Here is a 20,479-nt window from a genome sequence, read left to right as displayed (position 1 = left end):
CGCTCAAAAAGCATTGACGCGGTCGCGATCGATTTGCGCTTGGAGGCGCGGCCTGTCGGTCGGCTCCGTCACGATGTCAACAGCCACGCCCAACAACGCCGCTACGCGCTCATCCAGCGTGAAGTAATCCCAGCCCAGGCGGATATCGGAGCGCAGACGCACCGCTAGGTCGAGGTCGGAGTGCGCCCCTGCTTCCCCCCGCGCGGTGGAACCGAAGATCGCCACATGTTCGATACCCATTGCATGTAGGTCCGTACGATGCGCGCGCAACCGTTCCAAAGCTTCCGCCCTTGTCATCTCAAGCCCGCCCGACCACGCTTTCGGGCAGGTCCTTGCCGAACACGCGCTGGTAATATTCCGCCACCAGCGACCGCTCCGCCTCGTCGCACTTGTTCAGGAACGACAGGCGGAAGGCGAAGCCGACATCGCCGAAGATCAGCGCGTTCTGCGCCCAGGTGATCACCGTACGCGGGCTCATCACCGTGGAGATATCGCCGTTGACGAAGCCCTTGCGCGTCATGTCCGCGACGCGGACCATGTTCTCCACGGTCTTCTTGCCTTCCGGCTTGTCATATTCGCCCGACTTGGCGAGCACGATCTGCGCCTCGGTGGCGGCGGGCAGGTAGTTCAGCGTGACCACGATGTTCCAGCGATCCATCTGGCCCTGGTTGATCTGCTGCGTGCCGTGATACAGGCCGCTGGTGTCGCCCAGCCCCACCGTGTTGGCGGTCGCGAACAGGCGGAACCAGCGGCTCGGCCGGATCACGCGGTTCTGGTCGAGCAGCGTCAGCTTGCCCTCGGTCTCCAGCACGCGCTGGATCACGAACATCACGTCGGGGCGCCCGGCGTCATATTCGTCGAACACGAGCGCGGTCGGCGTCTGCAGCGCCCAGGGGAGCAGGCCCTCGCGGAACTCGGTCACCTGCTGCCCGTCCTTCAGCACGATCGCGTCGCGACCGATCAGGTCGATGCGGCTGATATGGGCGTCCAGGTTGATGCGGATGCACGGCCAGTTCAGCCGCGCCGCCACCTGCTCGATATGGCTCGACTTGCCGGTGCCGTGATAGCCCTGCACCATCACCCGCCGATTGTGGGCAAAGCCCGCCAGCACCGCCATGGTCGTGTCGGGATCGAACACATAGGCGGGGTCGAGGTCGGGCACCCGCTCGTCCGCCTCGGAAAAGGCCGGCACTTCCATGTCGCTGTCCACGCCGAACACGTCGCGCACGCGAACCATCTTGTCCGGCGCGTCCATGATCGTCGTCTCGCGACTGTCAGGCTGGGTGTTGGGAATGTCCGTCATCAAAACCTCACGAAGTGCACCAAACGCTCTAGGACAGGCGCGTGTCCCGACTCAACCGTCAGCATCGGCGGCGGCACGAAGAAGGTGAACAAACGCGCCGCCGCGCCGCTGTTTCCGCCCGCCTTACACCCTTGTGGGCATCCCCATGCCCCACGTTGCTTTTTCGCGGCGCCGGGCGCAGCATCGTGCCGCCTTTGAGTCGAAGCCGAAGGAGCGCGACGATGACGAGCGTCAACGGACAGTATCTGCAAGGATTCGTGGTCCCCGTCGGCACCGCGAACAAGGAAGCGTATCGCGACATGGCGGCCAGCGCATGGCCGATGTTCCGGGACTATGGCGCGCTGTCGATCATGGAGGCATGGGGCGAGGACGTGACCGATGGCGAGGTCACCGATTTCCGCCGCGCCGTGCTGGCCGAGGAGGACGAGACGGTGGTGTTCTCCTGGATCGTCTGGCCCGACCGCGCCACCTGCGATGCGGCGAGCGAGCGGATGCGGACGGATGATCGCATGAAACCGGATGGCCCCATGCCCTTTGACGGCAGGCGCATGATCTATGCCGGCTTCGCGCCGATCTTCCAGGCGGATCGCTGACACCATGGGCGCCTTTATCTGGTACGAGCTGATCGCCGACGACGTCGATGCCGCGGCGGCCTTTTACGGCGACGTCATGGGCTGGCGCGTCGCGGATGGCGGCGTGCCCGGCATGGACTATCGCATCTTCCACGCTCCCGACGGCGATGCGGTGGGTGGCCTGCTCGCCCGCCCGCCGGTCATGGAAGCGGGCGGGCGATGGTTCGGCTATGTCCAGGTGGACGATGCCGATGCCGCGGTCGCCCGCGCGGTCGACGGCGGCGGCGCCTGCCTGATGCCGGCCACCACGATCCCGCAGGCCGGGCGCATCGCGCTGCTCACCGATCCGCACGGCACGCCCTTCTATGTCATGGATCCGGAGGCCGACGACTCCACCGCGTTCCAGAACAGCACCGATGCCCGGCCCGGCCACATGGTCTGGAACGAGCTGACCGCCCCCGATGACGACGCCGCCATCACCTTTTATGCGCAGCAATTCGGCTGGCGGCAGGAGGGGGCGATGCCGATGGGCGAACTGGGCGACTATCGCTTCATCCATGACGGCCCGACCTGCATCGGGGCGGTCATGGGCCCCGTCCCCGGCACCGTGCCCGGATGGCAATTCTATACGCTGGTCCCCGACATCGATGCCGCCCTGGCGCGCATCGTCGCGACGGGCGGGCAACCGCTTCAGGGGCCGGACGAGATTCCCGGCGGCAGCTTCTCGCTGGTCGCGCAGGACCCCTGGGGCGTGCGCTTCGGCCTGGTCGGCGATCGACGGCCATGACCGACGAAAGCTTCGACCTGTCGATCACCCGCCTGATCGATGCGCCCCTGGAGGCGGTGTGGCGCGCCTGGGTCGATCATACCGCCGAATGGTACTGCCCCGAACCCTGGCGCGCCGAGATCGTCGAGCGCGACCTGCGCCCCGGCGGGCATTCCTCGATGATCTTCCACGGTCCCGATGGGGAGGCGATGCCGGTCGAGGGCGTCTTTCTGGAGGTGCTGCCGCAACGGCGCATCGTCGCCACCGATGCGTTCGCCGCCGGCTGGGCGCCGCGCCAGCCCTTTCTGGTGCGCATCGACGCCTTCGCGCCGGAGGGCGGCGGCACGCGCTACACCGCCACCGCCCGTCACTGGACCGCGATTGCCCGCGACCAGCATATCGCAATGGGCTTCGACACCGGCTGGAACACCGCCACCGACCAGTTGGCAGCCGTCGCCCGGCGCCTCACCGTCCGGCACTGATCCTCACGCAAAGGCGGGCGCCTGTCGCAGTTGCTGATACGCCGCGATCACCTTTTGCAACTCGCGCTCCTGGCTGCGATCGCCGCCGTTGCGATCGGGGTGATAGCGGCGCACCAGCTCGCTGTACCGCTTGCGCAGCGCATGCCGGTCCGCATCCGCCGCCAGCCCCAGCGTCTTCAGGCTTTCGCGATCCTGGCCCGACAACGGCTTGCCGTCCTGCCGCTCGGCGGCGGGCGTGCGGCGATAGCGCGCGGCGATCGCGTCCAGCGGATCGGAAAAGTCCGACCAGCGCGGCCCCGGATCACCCCCTGCGCTGGCAAAGGCGCGCGTTTCGCGCTCCCACCCGGCATAGGGTCGCTGTGCCTGATGGATCTCGTCCGCGGTCATCCCGTTAAAGTAATTGTAGCGCTGGTTGAACGCGCGCACATGCTCCAGGCAGAACCAGCGGAACTGCCCCGGCCCGTCGCGTCCGCCCGGCCCTTCCAGCGGCGGCGCGCGAAACTCGCCCGCTTCCGCGCATCCCGGCTCGTCGCAAACACGGCCGCTGTTCTCGACCCGGCCATGGAACCGCGCTCCCGGCCGTGCCGCACTCTCCTTCGCCGTCCGTCTCACCGGCTCCCCGCTGCAACAAAAGCGGCTATATAGGAACGATGACCGACCCCGCCACCGCCTCCGCCCTGCCCGTCGCAGACCAGATCGCCGCCCGCCTGACCGCGGCGCTTGCCCCCACCCGTCTGGAGGTGGCCAATGAAAGCGCGATGCACCACGGCCATCTCGGCGACGACGGCACTGGCGAGAGCCACTTCCGCGTCACCATCGAAGCACCTGCTTTTTCAGGCGTTTCCCGCGTCGGGCGGCAGCGTCTGGTGAACCAAGCGCTGGCCGATCTGTTGAGAGACAGGATCCACGCGCTCGCGATCAGCGCCCGCGCACCCGGAGAATGATGCATGCCTTATAAGCTCTGGTACTGGCCCTCCATTCAGGGCCGCGGCGAATTCGTGCGTCTGGCGCTCGAAGCTGCGGAGATTCCCTATGTGGATGCGGCCCGGACCGAGGGCATCGACGCGATGATGCAGGTCATGGCGGCAAAGGACGGCCGCGCCCCCTTCGCCCCGCCCTTTCTGCAAAGCGAGACCACGGTGATCGGCCAGGTCGCGGCCATTCTGATGTTCCTGGGCGAACGCCACGATCTCGCCCCCAGCGGCATGGCCGATCGCATGTGGCTCAACCAGGTGCAGCTCACCATCGCCGACATGGTCGCCGAGGTGCACGACGTGCACCACCCGGTCGGCATAATGGACTATTATGAGGACCAGAAGGCGGAGGCGGCGCGCACCGCGACCCAGTTCCGCGAGCAGCGCATGCCCAAGTTCCTGTCCTATTTCGAGGACGCGACGAAGGCCACCCGCGGTGAATGGCTGGTCGGTGACCGCTGGACCTATGCGGACACCTCGCTGTTCCAGCTGGTCGAGGGTCTGCGCTACATGTTCCCCAGGCGGATGGCGACGCTGGAGCCCGATCTGCCCGGCCTCGTCACCTTGCGCGACCGGGTGGCGAACCTGCCCGGCATCCGCCGCTATCTCGCCAGCGACCGCCGCCTGCCCTTCTCGACCGAGGGCATTTTCCGCCACTATCCCGAACTCGACGCGGCATGAGTGCAGCCTCGCTCGCCACGCGTCCCGCCGCGCGCATCCTGCTGGTCGATGGCTGCAACCGCGTGCTGCTGTTCCGCTTCACCCCGCCCGATCGCCCGCCCTTCTGGGTGACGCCGGGCGGCGCGGTCGATCCGGGCGAAAGCTATGAACAGGCGGCGGCGCGCGAGCTGGCCGAGGAGGTGGGACTGGCCATCGATTGCGGCCCCCAGGTCGCCCGGCGAGAGGTGGAGTTCCTGACCCTGCAGGGTGTGCAGGTGCTTGCCGACGAACGATATTTCCGCATCGACATCGATACGTGCGTGGTCGATCCGGCCGGCCACACCGATCTGGAACGCCAGGTGATGCGCGAATGGCGGTGGTTCGAACGCGCCGAGATTGATCGCTGGGCAGAGCCGATCTACCCCGCCGATCTGGTCGCCATGCTGGATGCGACCGACAGTTCGGGACCGCACGATGCTTGATGACGTCATCCTTCAGACCATTCTGCCCGTCACGCACGATCTCGGCGGGTTCAAGGTGCATCGCACCCTGCCGGCGAAGGAACGCACCATGGTCGGGCCGTTCCTGTTCTTCGACCAGATGGGGCCGGCGCAGCTCGCCGTCGGCGGCGGCATCGACGTGCGCCCGCATCCGCACATCAACCTGTCCACCGTCACCTATCTGTTCGACGGCGCGCTTGACCACCGCGATTCGCTCGGCACGCTGGCGACGATCGAGCCCGGCGCGGTCAATTTGATGACCGCGGGGCACGGCATCGTCCATTCCGAACGCTCCCCCTTTGCCGACCGCGCCGGCGGCGCGCTGCTGTCCGGCATCCAGACCTGGCTCGCCATGCCGGAGGACCGGGAGGAGATGGACCCCGCCTTCGAACACGTCACCGCCGCCGCCCTGCCGACGATCGAGGCGCACGGCGCCCGCGCCCGGATCATCATGGGGGAATTGTGGGGCCAGCGTGCGCCCACCACCACCTATGCGGGCACCATCTATGCCGACATATCGCTCGATCCCGGCGCCTCCGTGCCGATCGACGCCGCGGCGGACGAACGCGCGCTCTACCTGGCGGAGGGTAGCGCGGAGCTGGAGGGCATGGCGCTGGAGCCGCAACGCCTCTACGTGCTGCGCCCCGGCCTTGCCGCCACCCTCACCTCGCGCAGCGGCGGTCGTGCGATGCTGTGCGGCGGCGATGCCTTTGCCACGCCGCGCCATGTCTGGTGGAATTTCGTGTCCTCGCGCCGCGACCGCATCGCGGAGGCGCGCCGCGCCTGGACCGCGGGCGAATTTCCCCTGATTCCCGACGACGATGCCGAACGGATCGAAATCCCCGGCACGCCCAAGACGGTCAGCTATCCATGAACGATCCGGTGCCACCCTTCCCGCTGACCGGGGTGGCACTGGCCACCGGTGTCGAGCTGGACACGGTCATGCTGGGCGATCCCGCCGCCCCGCCGATCATCCTGCTCCATGGCTTTCCCGAATCGCACCGCACCTGGCGGCACCTGCTCCCCGATCTCGCGCGCGACCATCATGTCATCGCGCCCGACCAGCGCGGCTATGCCGGCTCGTCCAAGCCCGACGGGGTGGAGGCCTATGCCGCCGACCGTATCGTCGCCGACCTGCTGGCGCTCGCCGATGCACTCGGTATCCATCGCTTCACGCTCGTCGGGCATGACTGGGGCGGCGCCGTCGCCTGGATGGCGGCACTGCGCGCCCCCGATCGGGTCGAACGGCTCGTCATCCTCAACGCGCCGCACCCTTATGTCTTCCAGCGCGCGCTCCTCGACGATCCCGAACAGCGCGCCGCCAGCCAGTACATCACCCGCTTCCGCGAAACCGCGCTGGATGGGGGATGGACCGGCAACGCGCTCGAACGCTTCTTCGCCACCGGCCTGGCCCGGCACGCCGCCGCCCACCTGCTCGGCCCCGAAAAAGCGATCTATCTCGAACAATGGAGCCGCCCCGGCGCGATGACCGCGATGCTCAACTGGTACCGCGCCAGCCGCTTCCTCGTTCCCGCGCCCGGCGAAGACCCGCCCCGCCCCGCCTGGATCGATGCGCCCTTCCCCCCGATCCGCCAGCCGACGCTCGTCATCTGGGGCATGAAGGACAAGGCCCTGCTCCCCGGCCAGGTCGACGGCCTGCCCGAAGTCGTACCCGACCTCACCGTCGTAAAACTGGACGCCGGCCACTTCGTCCCCTGGGAAGCGCCCGACGCGGTCCTGAACGCCCTGCGCAACTGGCTGCCGGCCCCCTCTTTCCCGCAGGACACATCCGAAAAATAGCGCCCCGCGCCGTCCGAGTGTTCTGCACGCAAAGACCATACCCGCCGCAAAGCGGCAGCATCACACCAAACCCAAGCCCATAATCTGTGGTCGGCCACCCCCCGCCCCCACACAAACTCTCCGCGTCTCCGCGTCTCCGCGAGAACCAATCTTCTTTTTCTCTTCGCGTCTTCGCGTCTTCGCGTGAATCACAGCCAAGCCTGGCCGCATCCGGGTCGATAGTTGGTTCACGCGAAGCCGCGAAGCCGCGAAGAAGAATTGGTTCACGCGGAGACGCGGAGGATGTTGTGGCGCAGGAAGGGTTACGTCCCTTCCATCGCTTTCGATGCCGCTGCGCGGCCAGAGGGGCATCCCGACAGATGCAGCGCCCATTATCCTACCGCGGCATCGCCCCCAGCAGCGCCTCCAGATACGCGCTCACCTCCCCCACCAGCGACCCACCGAATCGCGGGTTCAGCTCCAGGATGCGGACCCGCCCATCCTCCAGCTTGTAGTTGAAGCAGCACGTCCCCTCGAACCCCAGCGCCTCCAATATCGCCACGCACACCGGATAGGCCGCGCCCGGATCGGCCGGCACCGTGCTCAGCGCTCGCTGCTCCGCACCGCGCACCCCCAGCGTCACCCCCATGTCATAGGCGTAGCACAGCGAATACCGGATACGCCCATCCACGCGCAGCAGGTGCAGCACATATTCCACCGCGCCTGCCACCGCATGCTGGCAGAAGCTGTCGGCGATCGGCACATCCTCGCCGGGCGCGCACACCATCCGGCACCCGACCCCGAAGTCACCCCGTCGGCTTTTGCGGATATAGGGATAGGTGGTGGGCGGATCGGGCAGCAAGGCCGGGATCGCATCGCCGAAGCCGAGCGCGATCACCCGCTCGTTGAACGCCAGCTTGTCGTCGCACACCGCCACCAGTTCGGCACTGGGCAGCACCGCCCGCGCCCCCGCCGCCCGCGCGGCTGCGATCTGGTCGACGCGCAGCGGCACCACGCAATCGAACGCGGCGAAATCGACCGAATCGAAGGCCGCGAACGTCACGTCGAATCGCGCATGATCGACGAATCGCTCGATCGCCGGTGCTTGCGTCGAATGGTCGCCGAACAGGATGCGGGGTCGCATCATCATCTCTGATAAGGGTGATCGCGCACATTAAGAGAAGTCCGCTTCCCCTCGTGCTATCACCCAAACACGCTAACGCACGCACGCTCAAAACACAACAAGGAGCGCAATCGTTCGGTCGAAACACAGGAACGGCTGATTAACAGGGTAATGTTGCCCTAGCCGCTTGCTGAGCTCGTTCGAAGAGGCGCCGCAAGGGGTCTGGCAAGTAATTCCGATATGCCGCACCAGAGCCGATGAATTGCCTGATAACAGGTTTGGCCGCAATCATATCGGTATGGAAAGCGTTTCCATCCATTCCTTGTCGGTGGTGTATGGCTCGTGTGCCTTCGTAAGGCCGGGTGCCATGGAGAATGGCATACGGGGATCAAAGATGAGCAAGCCGTCGACAGTGGTTTTCTGGGGAGCGGGTGCGACTGCTCGATTGGACATGCGGACGACCGCCGACCAGAGTTGGTTCATCGTCGCATTGTCCGGTGCAGGAGAGGACCCGCCAGTCGACCTTGCTACCCGCGTCGAAGTTGCTTTTGGCAGGAAGGCGGACGCGAGACAGCGTCAGCTCGTGGTTGATCTGCTCACGATCCTGGGCGACGGCGTCGCCCTTGCGCAAATGCACACTGCCGGGCCGGAGCAACTTGCCGCCATGCGCCGGAACTGGCGAGGCGAGGCTGACGACGATGCCCTTAGGGCTCGGATTTTCGCGCTGAGGCTCGCCTACGACTGGCCAGCCCTACAGGACGTCCTGCGGATCTGTCCCGGCATCGCGACCGGGAAGATCAAGATCAACGACCTTTTCAACATCCTCGACATGCATGCTCCCCTCGGCCACGGGTTCCGCGCCAAGCAGGGAGCGTTCCTCGACGCGCGACGGCTCATGGGTGCCAAGGCGGCGCTCAGGATGATCCTGCACACGATGTTCTACGTCGATTACGAGACCTGCATCGACGACGGCGCCTCGCTACTCGAAACCTATGGAGGGTTCGCGGAATGGCTGGGAAGGCGGATGCACCGACCTGACCCGTCATTCTCCGGCCGGCTCGACCGCCCCGAGTTCATCCGCGGCGACATCGCCTTCGTGAGCCTCAACTACGATCCGATCGGGCTGTGGACCCAGTTCGTTGCCAACCGGACGCTGAACCGCGACCGTTTCGTCCCGACGATCGGCAACCCTGCGTGTCCGATTCACCTCTACCACGACATGGGGCATTTCATCCCTTCTCGCCGGATCGAGCCGCGAGGGCGACCGGACCTATGGTATCCCATGAACGAGGCGTCGGCGCAGCGAATCAACGAAGACGAAACCAAAGCCTGCCAAAAGGTTCGACTGAGCAAATTCCTGTTTCCTCACGGATGTCTGTGCTGGCGGGAGTGCCCGGACTGCGGCAAGTTGTCCGCCTATCACGGCGACGATTGGTCGCTCCGTTCGAGGTCGCTCCTGCCGCCGCCACCTCTTGCCGGCTTCGACCGACGCTCCGCCTATCCCGACCTGTCGAACCTCGACGTTGCGGATCAGCGTTCACGTGCGATCGAGAAGGACTGCTGGGAAGAAGGGATCGTGGATGCGCGGGCCTGCCTACACTGCGGGACGATCACGACGACGCAGCATGCCCAGACAGTGATGCAAAGTTCCTTCAAACAAACGCCGCCGTCCTTCATCGATGAGATTCAGCGCGATCTGCGAGCGCTCGTCATGGGAGCGGACCACATCATCCTGATGGGTTATTCGCTTCCGCCCGACGACGTCACCTACCGCGCCTTCTTCGCAGCGCGCCGGCAGAGGGAGAGCTCGGGCGGTCCGGTCAGATGCACGGTCGTCGGCCTTGATGACTCTCGATCACCGCTCATCGGACCGGCGGGTATCGATCCTGACAAATTTGCGGAAGGTGATGCGGTCAATAGCGCGCGGGAGATCTTCGGAGAAGAGAACGTGCGCTTTTGCGGGGAGGGCGTGCCCGACGCATTCTGCGATTCAACCGGCGCCCTTTCCGCCGCGAAGTTGGAGGCGCTCTTCAACTGGCGAGCCATCTGAAGTGACAGGATATGCGAAGAAGAGGAGGTGGTCGCGGCGGACCGCGACCACCCGGCTACCGCGACCTGTTTCAGTCGAGCAGCCACTTACGGAAGTAGAGATGCGCGCGCGCGAGTTCCGCTTTCGCATTCAGCTTCGGCATGCCATCGAGCTGTCGCTCAAGTTCCCCCGAAAACGTCGACCAGCCGATGTGCCGCTGGCGTAGCTGCGACAGTAGCTGAAAGGCAGCCTCCTCGTCGCTCGGGTGTTCGGCAAAGGCCCGCTCGCCATAGCAGAAGCAATCCGCGATCAGGTCGTTCCAGTCCGGTTTCATGATAGTCCCTTTCATCGTGCCAATGCGGCGGCACAAATTGCGCAGGCGCACCGTGCCCTGCGTGCCGACGCGACAAGCCTTTACAATCTGCGGTCGCAACGACGGGCGTGCATGCGTGTCAGCCCGGTGACTGGCCGCCCTTCGGTGTCATGTGCTCATGAGCGAGAAGGTGCTCGATCGAAGCGCGATCCCATCCGGATGTGCCGAGACGGAGCACCCTTTCCACCCGCATGGCTTTCGGGAGTCGACGCGAGAAGTCCGTATATCTCGCGGAGATCTCGCCGGGAGAGATACGCGACGTCGCGAGCGCCAGGACGGCCCGCTTGTCCAGCCTTCCCGAGGGAAGCACCGCTTCAGACAGCTCGTGGGACAGGACGAACGCCGAATGACCCGGGTTGATGTTCAGCGTGTCCTCCATATCGCGGCGGGAGACGCTCGTTGCGAAGCGGAAGTCCGCGTGGACTGCGACGTCGAATGCGACCTCCGCAAGCAGCGGAAGGTCCGCTTTCGAGACGTGAAGGTTGTCGACGAGGGCGCGCAGACGGCCGCCGTCCCGACGCCCGCGCGTCTCCGGCCGCCACAATCGCGCGGGGATCAGACCATCGGCGATCAGACGAAGGATCTGCCCCCAGGGCTTCTCCCGCCCACCGATGACCCGCACCGCCGAGCGCAGCGGAATGCCCTCGTTGATGTCGGCACGCGCGATGGAGACGATCCGCCCGACGAGCCGATCGAAATCGCTACGCGAAACCTGTCGCCGGCGGTGCATGATTGCGACGGCCGGCTCGTCATGTTCGAGCATCAGACCGAGGCAGACGAGCTGCTCCACGCCGTGCAGCGTGACTCCGAGGCGTTCGGAAACGCTCTCCATCGAGATGCAGTCGTCCCTCAGCGTCCCAAGCCTGCGGAGCGAGGCGCCGTCGTAGCCGGCCGACAGGTGGATTCCGCGGCGCGCGGCGACAGCCTCGATTGCTCCGGCTGCGACCAGCCGTGGCAGCAGGTCGGCGCTGATGCCCAACATGCTGGTGGCGGTGGCCGCGTCGACGGCATCTCCGTGCACGGCGTGCGCCGCGTTGCGCGTTCGAGCCAGCAGATGCGGATGGGTCCGAGCCAGCAGTTCGTGTTGTTCCGGCCAGCGAATCCTCGGCTCGAACAGCCCACGCAGACGGGCAAGAACCCGACGCCCGCCCGTCGCGTCCTTCGCGACGATCCGCCGAAGCGCCGCGTCGAGGGATTCGGGCCAGCCCGCCATGATCTCAGCGGCGACGCGGAGGATCGCGACCTTGGTCGCGGCCGGAAGGCCGACGTCCATGCGTCGCAGTCCGACCGGCCCGTCTACCATGAACCGTGCGATCGACCATGCCAGATCAAATACCGCGCCGGATGGGACGTTGCGAAGGTCGTCATGCAGGGTCGCCCGAGCCGAATCCTCATCCTCGTCCCAAGGGCGTAGCAAAGCGGTAAACCGTGCCGTCTCGTCGAGGACGTTGACCCCAACGTTCGCGGGCGTGCCGGTGGAGACTGGACGGCGGCATGTGGAGCAGTGCGTCAGCCGCTTCGCCGCGGCCCATTCGAGGTGATTCGAGCAGTTCTCGCATCGGTCGACCAGCAGCTCGCCAGTCTCGGTGCAGAAGGGCAGAAGACCCACCTGCCACGTCGCCCGGTGGTGTGGTGCGGACGCGAGCGCAGCGGGCGCGAAGGATCGTCGATCGACCACCAGATCGTGGGATCTAAGCTCCACGCCGAAGAACGAGCGCAGGAGGAGGTGGGGAGCCGCCCGCCGCTCGCGGTGCATTCGTCCCGCGACCTCCTCGGCCGGCAGGCGCATCGCCACCGCGAGCCGGTCGGCGTCGACGTCGCTTCTCAGCGCGAGGTTGCTCCAGGCGTGCGTGGCGTCAGCCGCCTCGCGCAGCAACGCGCCGACCGACGGTAGGCCGTTCAGCCACGCGCAGGAGCGGACGAGGCCGATCAGGCTCTCGCCCGGGGCAACTGGCGGAGCCTCAAGGACGCGACGGGGAACGGCGGCGATCATGTCAGCGGATCGCGAACGGATTGTGCCGCTGCCGGCCCTGGCCACCGCTCCAGGTTCGCGCGGCGGTCGCCAGATCGAAAGGCTCCAAGCGCGTGGCACCCCTGAGATGCGCATGATCGGAGGCTTCGCGGACGACGTTGACCATGACGCCGAGCAGGCCCGCCCCGGCGTCCATCAGTCCCGCGACGATCCTCGGATCCTCTAGCCCCGCCCTCTCGGGGTGGAGGGTCGCGGCCACCATCCTGTCGTCGTATCGCTTGAGGAACCCCGCTACGAGCGCGAGATCGGACGGGCTCGCAGCATCCAGCACGCGGACGTCCGCCGGTGACACCATCCGGTTGACGAGCTGTGGGTTACTCTCCAGCAGCCGCCTGCCCTCAAGGTCGCCGATCAGCGCCACCGAGCAGACGCCCGCGTCAAGCAGTCGCTTGAACGCATCGGTCGCGCCGAGCCCGTCCTTGGATCTGTGGAAGAGGTGCTGGACCTCGTCGATGACGAGAAGCTCGGTCCGCCTGCGCTGGATGACGCCGATGGCGCGCGCCCGCAGGTCCTCCAGCGTGCCCACGTCGTGGAACTCGTCGCCGTAGCCGCGCAGGATCGCCGACCACATGCGCTTCACCGTGCAGGCCTGTTCGAGTTCGACGTAGACGACAGGGAGATCGTCCGGCTCGTGCAGGCCGCGGCGGATGACGACATCCCGGAAGCTCTTCGCCAGCGTCGACTTGCCCGAGCCGGATGCGCCGGTCACGCGGATGGCATACTGCCGAACGCCACGACGGCCTGCCGTGGCAGCCCGCAGTCGGTCCATCGCGTCGAAGGATGCGCGGTGGACCGGGTTGGCCACGTTGATCGCGAGGAACGCGCCCGCGCGTCGCGCGATCTCGGCCCCGTCCGCGCACCGCTGGGCGTGCGGCGCCGGAAAACCGGTCGTGGGTTGAAGTTCGTCGGTGGTAAACGGCACGTTGGTCTCCTCAGGCGTAGTCGTCGAACCGCTCGTCGTCGTCCGGGGGTGTGGCGAAGATCGGAGGCGCACCGGTCATCGATGACGTGCCGCCGCCCGATAGGTCGGAGCGTTCGCCGGGAGTGCGCTGCGGCGCGACGTCGGGACGATCATCTTCGGCATCGACGTCCGCGAGCGTGGGGTCGTCACGACCGGACGGGCGCGTCTGCCGGCGATCACGATCATGCCGCACGGCATGTGCCGTTCGGACGGGTATCGCGGGCGCCATGCCGTCGTGCCGCGGCTCTGCCACAGCGTGCTCGACGTCGGTGACGGCGCTCGGCGCCTCGCCGACCATGAACCGGGAAGCCGCCCGGCGCTCGTGCGCGGAGAGGTCCGGAAGCAGCCGCTGTATCTCGGCGTTGAGTTCGTGACGCGCGAGCAGACGCTCCTCCTCCGTTTCGAACTTCAGTCGCTCGCGACGAGAGAATTCACGGATGCGCTCGTGCTGCCATTTGGACAGCCCGTTGGCGTAGGCGCTGTCCGTGCAGTAGAGCGGGATCCAGTCGGCACCCACCTCCACCCAGATCCGACCGAGATCGGCAGGGTCGTAGCGAACCTTGACTGTGCAGGCGGTGGTTCCCTCCAGCCTCCTGCGATGAGGTTCACGCCCGCAGAGCGGATCGATGATGCGCTGCCGCATGTCCGCCGACTTGTAGACGAGTCCACCGAACATCCTGATGCCGCCGTTCGCGGTGATGCGGCGACCATGCGCGACCACGCCGAAGAGGACGTCGAGCCTGGCCTCGTCGTCGAGCACGTGGCGGTGCCCCTGCTCCATCGACCGCTTCCACTTGTCGACGGGACGGGCGCCCGCGCCGGAGTGGAATCGCGTGTGGTAGTAGAGGACGAACTCGTCGATCAGACGCTGCAGCGCCTCCAACGTGACGACCGCTTCCGTCGCCGGATCGATGCCGAGCTTGCGCAGCGTCGAGGGATCGAGCGTTGCTCCCTTCAGCTTCTGGATGAGATACAGGTTCAGCGTGTGGAAGAACCGCTCGATCATCGGCTTCGCACGAGGCATGCCGACGGGAGCCACCTCCACGGTGATCCCTAGGTCGGCGCAGGTCTCGATGAAGGCGGGTGAACAGAAGTCGCGACCGTTGTCGACGATGATCCGGACGGGCCTGCCGCCGATCTGCGCAAGCGCCGGATCCTTGACGAGCCTGTGAGCCGGGATCGTCTTGGATCTGTTCGTCCGGCGCAGGCACAGCGCGGCCGTGTGATGGCTCGGCGGCGTCATGCTGACGACGATGCCGGGATTGGTCCTGGAGTGAACGTCGAGGGAGGCCGTGAGGTAGGCGCGGCCGATCACGCCACGGTCATAGACCATCACACAGTCCACGACCGTGTTGTCCATGAGGACCTTCTCGAGAATCCGCGCTGCGGTGAGGCCCTGGCCCCCGCCATCGAACTTGCGCTTGGCGGCGTTCTCACCCCATTTGGCGGCATATGCGTCGCGACACAGAAGGGCGTTGACCCGACGCCGCATCGTCTCACGGTTGACCTCCGGCAGGGGCGTCTCGCCTATGAGAAGACGGCGGGCGTTCGTCTCCTTCCGCTCCGCAGCGGCGGCTGCGGTCGCGTCGAGGACGGACCATCCGCGCCCCTTGGTGTAGTCATACCAGTAGGCCTGAGCATGCGTCGCGTAGATGCGGTTCAGCGCGGGATCGATAGAGCTTCGTCTGGCGACGCGGCCGGACATGCTCATCACGTCAAGGACGCCCACGCGCTCGACATCGACGCGTTTGAACCAGTCCCGCACCCGACGAACCCGCGGAATTTCTTCGAAGCCGTCCGGGGCAACGGCCCAGACCTTCGCGAGATGCCGTGCCAGATCGGGATGATCACCGGTCACGCCGATGTTCCGGAGCGCCCTGAGCGTCCAGACCTTCATCTCCGCGGTCGGATCGAGGCGCCGGGCGTCATCGGGCGTGTAGGTGCGCATCCGCCTGACCTCGACGGGCGCCGTCGCACCTGGACGGCGGATGATGCGCAGATCGCCTAGCGCAGAAAGATCCTCGAGGAACTGTCCGTCCGGCAGGTGCAACTCGCCGGTAATCGGATCCTCGACACGGAACAGTCTGCCGCTCGGGAGCTCGATGATCTCGAGAAGCCCATCCCCGATCTCCGACCTGATGAGCACGCGTCGACGATCGGGCAGTTCGATCTCGGCCCCGATCAGGCCTGCGATCGCGACGGGAGCTGCCGATGCGACTTCGTCGTTCATGCCGCCGCCAGGGTCGGCATGAACGACGAAGTCGCAGGGGTAGAGCGGCACTCGGACGATGGTCCGAGCGGCGATTCCAGATCGATCTCGATCACGCGCCGCGCCATAAGCGCGAAGGCGCGGGCGCGACCGACGTGATAGTCGTCGGAAAGGACGCCCGCCACGGTGAGCAGCGAGGCCGATCCCCCGGCGAGCAGCGTCGACGTGGCCGCAACCAACGAATCCGGAACGTCCACGAAGCGGCAAGCCTGAACTTCGTCCACGTTCGTGCATCGCGTCTCGGAGCCGGCGTGCACCAGCACGTAGCGGTCGTAGCGCATGCCGAGACACTTCGCCCCGAGCTTGGCGAGTACTGTCTGGGTCACTCCGCTCCGGGTCTTGAAGAGTGACCAGTCCCGTTTGCACTCGATCAGGGCGGCGTCGCCATTGGCGTAGACGGCCGCCGCGTCGATCACCGTGCTAAGCCAGCGGCCATCGACGAGCGCCTCGATGCGCATCGGCTGCGCTAACGCCTCCACGGTGCGAGGGCAGAGCTCTTCTGCTGGCAGGCGCAGGCATTCGGTGGTCGCTTCGCCGTATCTGATGCACTGGTAGCGACTGGAGGGATAGGCGATGGTCCGGACTGGCTTCGATCCGGTGATGACGGTTCTCAACTGTCCACCGTCTCGGGCCCGCACGATCCTGACCCGCTCGATGCGCGCAGCGTCGATCGGGGAGCCGAAGGCGGTCTCCCGCAACACGTCGGGCGACGGATCGATCGCCGTCACGGTTTCGCCGGCATCCTCCTCGCCCGTCCACTGGTTCTCCGGCTCGATCATCAGTTTCTCCTGGAATGGCTGGTTGACGTCTACGGCCCGCCGCTGACTGGACCCGATGAAACGAGAGGCGATCGACTGCCGCTGGCGGCGATGGCATTCACACGGGCGGGAGTCCGGCGATCGGCAGCCGTCAGTGGTTCGCTACCTCGCCAGCCCGTCGTCGAGGCGACCGTTGGACCCTTGCTGGACGTCGGTCGAATTTCTTGCTTGGGAGGACATCAATCCGGTGGCGCAGGTCAGCTAGGATGCGGCTTGGCGGTTTCATCCACAGGCGGGCTGACGTTTGAAGGATAAAGGAACGGCCGGTGCGCGCTCGGCACCGGCCGCAGATCGGCGTCAGCTATGGCGCTTCCTACGCCGGCTGGTCGCCTCGTGACCGGCATCGATGAGATCGTCGCCGGAGATCAGGATCCCGGCCGCGCGCAGCTCGACCATCGCCCGACGTGCGGATGCCTCGTCATGGACGCCGGACGGCCCGGCGAGATGGCGGGCCCAGCGCAGAGCGGCGTCGACCCGGCGCAGGTGGCGCTCCACAGCCGCCTTCCCGCGCAGCTCCTCGCGCATCGTCGCATCCTTCCCAGCGGTCGGCAGGAACACGCTGTTCGAGCGTTTCGACGCGCGCGAACGTGCGTTCGAGCCGCGGGTACGGCGAGGTGCCGGCGGCGTCGGACGCGAGACGACGTGAACCTCACCGCTGGCGATTGCGCGGTCGAGTGCCTCGTCGTTTGTTTGGATGGTCTTCGGGACGCTTCCGGGGGCGTTCGACAGGTCGATTTTCTCGATCGAGACAGAGGTCGTGCCGTCCGGGGCGACGTTGCGCCGCACATGCCCGAACCCGCCCTCGGCGAGAAGGATCGTGCCGGTGGTGACGGGGCGCTGGTGGGTGAACTGGCTGGTCTTGGTCTGGGACATGATCGATCCTTGTCTGCTGCGATTTTTCTCACTGGCGTCCGAGATCGTACGCGGCGGCCTGTCGCTGCGACGGACGGCCGATTTGGCGGGGTAGTGCCGGGCGGTCATCGTGTGGCCTCCCGGCGGCGCTCGCGCCGCCAGAATCGGGGGGTGTGTACGGAGTCGTGGGGACCCCAGCGTGCGATGAGGTCTGAGGTCCAGTGCCGGTGAAGCCAGATGTCCATCGCTTTGGCACCGAGAGGTACGCCCGCGGCATCGAGCATGTCGCACTGGAGGGAAACCTTCGCCGCGGACGATTCCGCCGGCTCCTCCACCGGCGCGTCCGATCGCACCACTTCGGCCCGCCCCGCTTCGACGAGGTCGATCCAAACCTTGCGTGTCGGCAGACGGAGATCCCCCCGCGCGCCCTCCTGCACGAGGAAGATCGTGTTGGTAGCCACGTTGGCGAGCAGGAGCCGTCGTCCGATGTGCGCGACGACTCTGTGCATCTCCCGGTCCAGACTCGCCAGCGAACCGGCGGGCGGCACCGGGGTAGGATCGACCGGAGCGGCAGTTCCTACGCCTTGCCGGTCGCCGGAGTGGACCTGGCGCATGGACCGCCGCTGCCGGACGGTGCTAGCATGTGTGGGGCGATGCTTCATGCCCCTGAATGTATGCAAACTCATGAATGACACAATGCTTTTTTACCGGTATTTATGAATGTCCATGATTGACAGAGACTTGCCTGGCGATGGGGGCGACGTTCCGGAGCTGTTTCGGCGGGTCTGGCCCGACGGACTGCCGAATTCGGAAGCGGCGTTCTGGGCATCGCTGAGCCCGACCGAACGCGACGATCTTACGAAGCGCTTCGCGGCGGTGGTGGCGGCCGACGCGCCCGGCACCGATCTCGCGGAACTGGCGCGCGATCTCGGGTTGGGCAGGACCGGATTCTACTCCCTTCGGACCCGTTGGGCCCATCAGCGCACGCTCCGGGCGGTCGCGCGCTTCGCGACGCGGTCCGCCCGGCGTATCCCGACGACGATCGGACCCGCAGAGTCGGCGGCTGCGGATGACGAGGCGGCAGGGGGAGCGGCCGCGCCCTCGAGGCCGACAGCCCGCCGCCTCGCACGTGAGCGCGCCCGCGACGCGGCGCGTGATCCGGAGGCGCTGCGCCGGGGCTTCGGTCGCGCGTTCGTGCTGGACGTGACGCCGGTCGATCTCGTCGCGCCGGGAAGCGGCGATCCGGAGTGGCTGGTATGCGCCTTCCTGATCGAGAGGTGCAGCGGTCTGATCCTGGCGGCGGCGCCGGGCTCGGCGGGCGTCTCGCCCAAGCTGACCGACGTCGCGCGCGAGGGAGCCGAGCGCGCCCTGGAGCTCCGCCTGTCGGTCCGGAAGCCTTCGCTGACCGTCATCGTTCCGGACCCGCGGGAGGGTGAGTTCCTGGACATGACGAGAATGCGTGCGCATCTCGCCGAGGTGCTGGGTGAGGCGTCGGTTAGATGGTCGGAACCACGGCGCTTCGGGTCGTCGCTCGTCGAGGCCGTCGGCGAGCGCGTCGGCGGTCTGGACCTGAGGAGACGGGCGGACTGGCGGAAACCGATCGCGGGCGACGTGCTCGCGAAGGCCGCCGTCCCCTCGGCCTCCGAGGTCGACGTGCTCCTGCGGACCGAGGTCCGCCGCAGCAACGAGCTTCTGGAACGGCGGCTGCGGCGGCTGGGCCTGATAGGAGGAGGCGGGGATCCGACGCCGCTCGTCGGACTGCTGGACGCGGCCTTCCCCGAGGAGGAGCCCTAGTCCAGCGTCAGCCGCTTCAGATCGAGCGCCAAGGCGGTCCTGACGGGTCCGGTCAGCCCGGCGAGCGGGCCGCCGATTTCGGAGCGGATCAGCCGCGAGCGCAGGAACTTCAGCGCGTCGTCGACATCGGAGGCGCAGCCTTCACCGATCCGGCCCTCCGGTTTCCTGTGCGTAGTGCGCGCCTTGAAGCGGACGCCGTTCACGTCCTTGCCGAGCAGGCGGATCGTCCGGAGACCGCCGGGCAGACGCGCCGCCTCGCCGCCGCTGCGCGTCAGGCCGTGGGCTTCCACGACGTCGAGGAGCTCGTCCCACTCCGGCCGCCCGTCCCGTTCGATCTCGATCGGGACGGCGTCGGCACGGGCGGCGGAGCCCGCCTCGATCCGCGACACCGCGTCGAGCAGGGCGGCCGCTGTGGTGCGGGGGCCGGCCCGGACCGGATCGAGCGCGACCCCGAGCACGCCACGCCTCTCTAGGTCGAGCGCGAGCGTGGCGATCGGCAGGACCGCCTTTCCCTCCCACGAGACGAGGACGTCGACGGCGCAGTGGTCGATCGCGATGCCGACTCCCGCAGGCACCCCGGCGAGCCGTTCGCGCCGGAAGGACGACGCATAGGCGCGGACCGTGGGTCTGCTCGGCATCGGGGCGCCGAAGCTCTCCGCGTTCGCGTAAACCTGCGCGACCACCTTCTCGAGAAGCACGTCGTTGGGCATGGAGGCCTCCGTTCCGCGGATGAGGGAAAGTTGCGCAATCGTCGGCGCGTCGGGCCTCCTCGACACGGATCGACGATGCGTGGCGCCGGACAGCTCCTCGGCCCTATGGCTTCTGGTCCAGACACGAACGAGCATTCGAAAAGAGGAGAGCCCGAGCCCGAGGCGTGCTGCGGCCCTTTCGGCGGCGGCGGCCCCCGGCGCCCTCAGATACTCCTCGACCTCCGCGATCCGTCTCGCGATCTCCGCGCGCCGCGCCGGTTCGACGAAGCTGAGATCCGGATCCTGCATTTTCACCTCCTGATTGTTCGCGACGGCGCCGCGAACCCAAACCTTTCCCCTCGGCACGAGGGCTTCGCGCACGGTCGGTGAAGTCGTGGCGTCGGGTGGGTGGAGACCTTCCGCGCTGCGGACCGTGCACGATCCGACCGGACGTCAGATGAGGGAGCGCGGACCCCCTCGTCAGGACCAGTCGAGGATCGATC

Annotated in this window: 22 protein-coding genes; 10 read left to right on the top strand and 12 right to left on the bottom strand. The window is 67.0% G+C overall.

Annotation, left to right across the window (positions count from 1 at the left end):
• Window positions 1–3 precede the first annotated feature (3 nt).
• Both GQR91_RS06180 and cobS read right to left on the bottom strand, forming a co-directional pair.
• Window positions 4–240, bottom strand: coding sequence for a nucleotidyltransferase family protein (locus tag GQR91_RS06180; protein ID WP_235904073.1), 237 nt, complete (start codon window positions 238–240; stop codon window positions 4–6).
• A gap of 58 nt (window positions 241–298) precedes the next feature.
• Window positions 299–1,303 carry a cobaltochelatase subunit CobS gene (cobS, locus tag GQR91_RS06175; protein WP_112383819.1) on the bottom strand — a complete coding sequence of 335 codons (1,005 nt, stop codon included), beginning with the start codon at window positions 1,301–1,303 and terminating at the stop codon, window positions 299–301.
• A gap of 221 nt (window positions 1,304–1,524) precedes the next feature.
• Between cobS and GQR91_RS06170 the strand changes: the two genes are divergently transcribed.
• Genes GQR91_RS06170 through GQR91_RS06160 form a run of 3 tightly spaced genes read left to right on the top strand, consistent with a single transcriptional unit; the run spans window position 1,525 to window position 3,123 of the window.
• Window positions 1,525–1,896, top strand: coding sequence for a DUF1428 domain-containing protein (locus tag GQR91_RS06170; RefSeq protein ID WP_149682774.1), 372 nt, complete (start codon window positions 1,525–1,527; stop codon window positions 1,894–1,896).
• Between the two features lie 4 nt (window positions 1,897–1,900).
• Entirely contained in the window at window positions 1,901–2,662 is a 762-nt protein-coding gene (locus tag GQR91_RS06165) for a VOC family protein (protein WP_235904072.1), read from the top strand.
• Entirely contained in the window at window positions 2,659–3,123 is a 465-nt protein-coding gene (locus GQR91_RS06160; RefSeq protein ID WP_149682773.1) for an SRPBCC family protein, read from the top strand. The genes GQR91_RS06165 and GQR91_RS06160 overlap by 4 nt, the downstream gene beginning before the upstream one ends.
• 3 nt (window positions 3,124–3,126) lie before the next feature.
• Here the strand turns inward: GQR91_RS06160 and GQR91_RS06155 are convergent, their stop codons facing one another.
• A complete protein-coding gene (locus GQR91_RS06155; RefSeq protein ID WP_112383823.1) occupies window positions 3,127–3,735 on the bottom strand; it encodes a J domain-containing protein in 609 nt (202 codons plus the stop codon).
• Between the two features lie 38 nt (window positions 3,736–3,773).
• On the opposite strand from GQR91_RS06155, the gene GQR91_RS06150 reads away from it, so the two are divergent.
• From GQR91_RS06150 to GQR91_RS06130, 5 genes are read left to right on the top strand one after another with little or no spacing between them, the layout of a single operon-like run.
• Window positions 3,774–4,067 (top strand): BolA family protein, encoded by a 294-nt coding sequence (locus GQR91_RS06150; RefSeq protein ID WP_112383824.1) that lies wholly within the window; start codon window positions 3,774–3,776, stop codon window positions 4,065–4,067.
• Window positions 4,068–4,070: 3 nt separating this feature from the next.
• Window positions 4,071–4,778, top strand: coding sequence for a glutathione S-transferase (locus tag GQR91_RS06145; protein WP_149682772.1), 708 nt, complete (start codon window positions 4,071–4,073; stop codon window positions 4,776–4,778).
• The gene (locus tag GQR91_RS06140; RefSeq protein ID WP_149682771.1) at window positions 4,775–5,239 is read left to right on the top strand and encodes an NUDIX hydrolase; all 465 of its coding nucleotides are present in this window, start codon (window positions 4,775–4,777) and stop codon (window positions 5,237–5,239) included. The genes GQR91_RS06145 and GQR91_RS06140 overlap by 4 nt, the downstream gene beginning before the upstream one ends.
• Window positions 5,232–6,131 carry a pirin family protein gene (locus GQR91_RS06135; RefSeq protein ID WP_112383827.1) on the top strand — a complete coding sequence of 300 codons (900 nt, stop codon included), beginning with the start codon at window positions 5,232–5,234 and terminating at the stop codon, window positions 6,129–6,131. Before GQR91_RS06140 ends, GQR91_RS06135 begins: the two co-directional genes overlap by 8 nt.
• The gene (locus GQR91_RS06130) at window positions 6,128–7,057 is read left to right on the top strand and encodes an alpha/beta fold hydrolase (RefSeq protein ID WP_174236646.1); all 930 of its coding nucleotides are present in this window, start codon (window positions 6,128–6,130) and stop codon (window positions 7,055–7,057) included. The genes GQR91_RS06135 and GQR91_RS06130 overlap by 4 nt, the downstream gene beginning before the upstream one ends.
• Window positions 7,058–7,433: 376 nt before the next feature.
• On the opposite strand, the gene GQR91_RS06125 is transcribed toward GQR91_RS06130, so the two are convergent.
• Entirely contained in the window at window positions 7,434–8,186 is a 753-nt protein-coding gene (locus tag GQR91_RS06125; RefSeq protein WP_149682770.1) for an ATP-grasp domain-containing protein, read from the bottom strand.
• Between the two features lie 367 nt (window positions 8,187–8,553).
• Here GQR91_RS06125 and GQR91_RS06120 point away from each other — a divergent pair, with 367 nt between their 5' ends.
• A complete protein-coding gene (locus GQR91_RS06120) occupies window positions 8,554–10,209 on the top strand; it encodes a hypothetical protein (RefSeq protein WP_149682769.1) in 1,656 nt (551 codons plus the stop codon).
• Between the two features lie 70 nt (window positions 10,210–10,279).
• On the opposite strand, the gene GQR91_RS06115 is transcribed toward GQR91_RS06120, so the two are convergent.
• The 7 genes from GQR91_RS06115 to GQR91_RS06085 form a co-directional block, all read right to left on the bottom strand.
• Window positions 10,280–10,522, bottom strand: a complete 243-nt coding sequence (locus GQR91_RS06115) for a hypothetical protein (protein WP_149682768.1) — start codon at window positions 10,520–10,522, stop codon at window positions 10,280–10,282.
• Between the two features lie 118 nt (window positions 10,523–10,640).
• On the bottom strand, window positions 10,641–12,554 hold the full coding sequence (locus GQR91_RS06110; protein WP_149682767.1) for a hypothetical protein: 1,914 nt from the start codon (window positions 12,552–12,554) through the stop codon (window positions 10,641–10,643).
• Between the two features lies 1 nt (window position 12,555).
• On the bottom strand, window positions 12,556–13,515 hold the full coding sequence (locus GQR91_RS06105) for a TniB family NTP-binding protein (protein ID WP_149682766.1): 960 nt from the start codon (window positions 13,513–13,515) through the stop codon (window positions 12,556–12,558).
• Window positions 13,516–13,525: 10 nt separating this feature from the next.
• Complete coding sequence (locus GQR91_RS06100) at window positions 13,526–15,784, bottom strand: Mu transposase C-terminal domain-containing protein (protein ID WP_160146802.1); 2,259 nt, start codon at window positions 15,782–15,784, stop codon at window positions 13,526–13,528.
• Window positions 15,781–16,602: a hypothetical protein gene (locus tag GQR91_RS06095; protein WP_160146801.1), complete on the bottom strand. Its 822-nt coding sequence runs from the start codon at window positions 16,600–16,602 to the stop codon at window positions 15,781–15,783. Before GQR91_RS06095 ends, GQR91_RS06100 begins: the two co-directional genes overlap by 4 nt.
• 336 nt (window positions 16,603–16,938) lie before the next feature.
• The gene (locus tag GQR91_RS06090; protein ID WP_149682764.1) at window positions 16,939–17,514 is read right to left on the bottom strand and encodes a hypothetical protein; all 576 of its coding nucleotides are present in this window, start codon (window positions 17,512–17,514) and stop codon (window positions 16,939–16,941) included.
• A 104-nt stretch (window positions 17,515–17,618) separates the two neighbouring features.
• Window positions 17,619–18,107, bottom strand: coding sequence for a hypothetical protein (locus tag GQR91_RS06085; RefSeq protein WP_149682763.1), 489 nt, complete (start codon window positions 18,105–18,107; stop codon window positions 17,619–17,621).
• 106 nt (window positions 18,108–18,213) lie between these two features.
• On the opposite strand from GQR91_RS06085, the gene GQR91_RS06080 reads away from it, so the two are divergent.
• Window positions 18,214–19,287, top strand: a complete 1,074-nt coding sequence (locus GQR91_RS06080; protein ID WP_149682762.1) for a hypothetical protein — start codon at window positions 18,214–18,216, stop codon at window positions 19,285–19,287.
• Here the strand turns inward: GQR91_RS06080 and GQR91_RS06075 are convergent.
• Complete coding sequence (locus GQR91_RS06075) at window positions 19,284–20,357, bottom strand: hypothetical protein (RefSeq protein ID WP_149682761.1); 1,074 nt, start codon at window positions 20,355–20,357, stop codon at window positions 19,284–19,286. The two genes, GQR91_RS06080 and GQR91_RS06075, sit on opposite strands and share 4 nt — an antisense overlap.
• Window positions 20,358–20,479 lie beyond the last annotated feature (122 nt).

Origin of the sequence: Sphingomonas carotinifaciens, from assembly GCF_009789535.1 — a bacterium.
Classification (GTDB): Bacteria; Pseudomonadota; Alphaproteobacteria; order Sphingomonadales; family Sphingomonadaceae; genus Sphingomonas; species Sphingomonas carotinifaciens.
The sequence above is the reverse complement of the archived record's forward strand: the minus strand, read 5'-3'. Positions and strand labels throughout refer to the sequence as shown.

Bases quoted from the DNA above. Each gene is read 5' to 3' on its own strand.
- GQR91_RS06180 (WP_235904073.1), bottom strand. From the start codon at position 240: ATGGGTATCGAACATGTGGCGATCTTCGGTTCCACCGCGCGGGGGGAA.
- cobS (WP_112383819.1), bottom strand. From the start codon at position 1,303: ATGACGGACATTCCCAACACCCAGCCTGACAGTCGCGAGACGACGATC.
- GQR91_RS06170 (WP_149682774.1), top strand. From the start codon at position 1,525: ATGACGAGCGTCAACGGACAGTATCTGCAAGGATTCGTGGTCCCCGTC.
- GQR91_RS06165 (WP_235904072.1), top strand. From the start codon at position 1,901: ATGGGCGCCTTTATCTGGTACGAGCTGATCGCCGACGACGTCGATGCC.
- GQR91_RS06160 (WP_149682773.1), top strand. From the start codon at position 2,659: ATGACCGACGAAAGCTTCGACCTGTCGATCACCCGCCTGATCGATGCG.
- GQR91_RS06150 (WP_112383824.1), top strand. From the start codon at position 3,774: ATGACCGACCCCGCCACCGCCTCCGCCCTGCCCGTCGCAGACCAGATC.
- GQR91_RS06145 (WP_149682772.1), top strand. From the start codon at position 4,071: ATGCCTTATAAGCTCTGGTACTGGCCCTCCATTCAGGGCCGCGGCGAA.
- GQR91_RS06140 (WP_149682771.1), top strand. From the start codon at position 4,775: ATGAGTGCAGCCTCGCTCGCCACGCGTCCCGCCGCGCGCATCCTGCTG.
- GQR91_RS06135 (WP_112383827.1), top strand. From the start codon at position 5,232: ATGCTTGATGACGTCATCCTTCAGACCATTCTGCCCGTCACGCACGAT.
- GQR91_RS06130 (WP_174236646.1), top strand. From the start codon at position 6,128: ATGAACGATCCGGTGCCACCCTTCCCGCTGACCGGGGTGGCACTGGCC.
- GQR91_RS06125 (WP_149682770.1), bottom strand. From the start codon at position 8,186: ATGATGATGCGACCCCGCATCCTGTTCGGCGACCATTCGACGCAAGCA.
- GQR91_RS06120 (WP_149682769.1), top strand. From the start codon at position 8,554: ATGAGCAAGCCGTCGACAGTGGTTTTCTGGGGAGCGGGTGCGACTGCT.
- GQR91_RS06115 (WP_149682768.1), bottom strand. From the start codon at position 10,522: ATGAAACCGGACTGGAACGACCTGATCGCGGATTGCTTCTGCTATGGC.
- GQR91_RS06110 (WP_149682767.1), bottom strand. From the start codon at position 12,554: ATGATCGCCGCCGTTCCCCGTCGCGTCCTTGAGGCTCCGCCAGTTGCC.
- GQR91_RS06100 (WP_160146802.1), bottom strand. From the start codon at position 15,784: ATGAACGACGAAGTCGCATCGGCAGCTCCCGTCGCGATCGCAGGCCTG.
- GQR91_RS06095 (WP_160146801.1), bottom strand. From the start codon at position 16,602: ATGATCGAGCCGGAGAACCAGTGGACGGGCGAGGAGGATGCCGGCGAA.
- GQR91_RS06090 (WP_149682764.1), bottom strand. From the start codon at position 17,514: ATGTCCCAGACCAAGACCAGCCAGTTCACCCACCAGCGCCCCGTCACC.
- GQR91_RS06085 (WP_149682763.1), bottom strand. From the start codon at position 18,107: ATGCGCCAGGTCCACTCCGGCGACCGGCAAGGCGTAGGAACTGCCGCT.
- GQR91_RS06080 (WP_149682762.1), top strand. From the start codon at position 18,214: ATGTCCATGATTGACAGAGACTTGCCTGGCGATGGGGGCGACGTTCCG.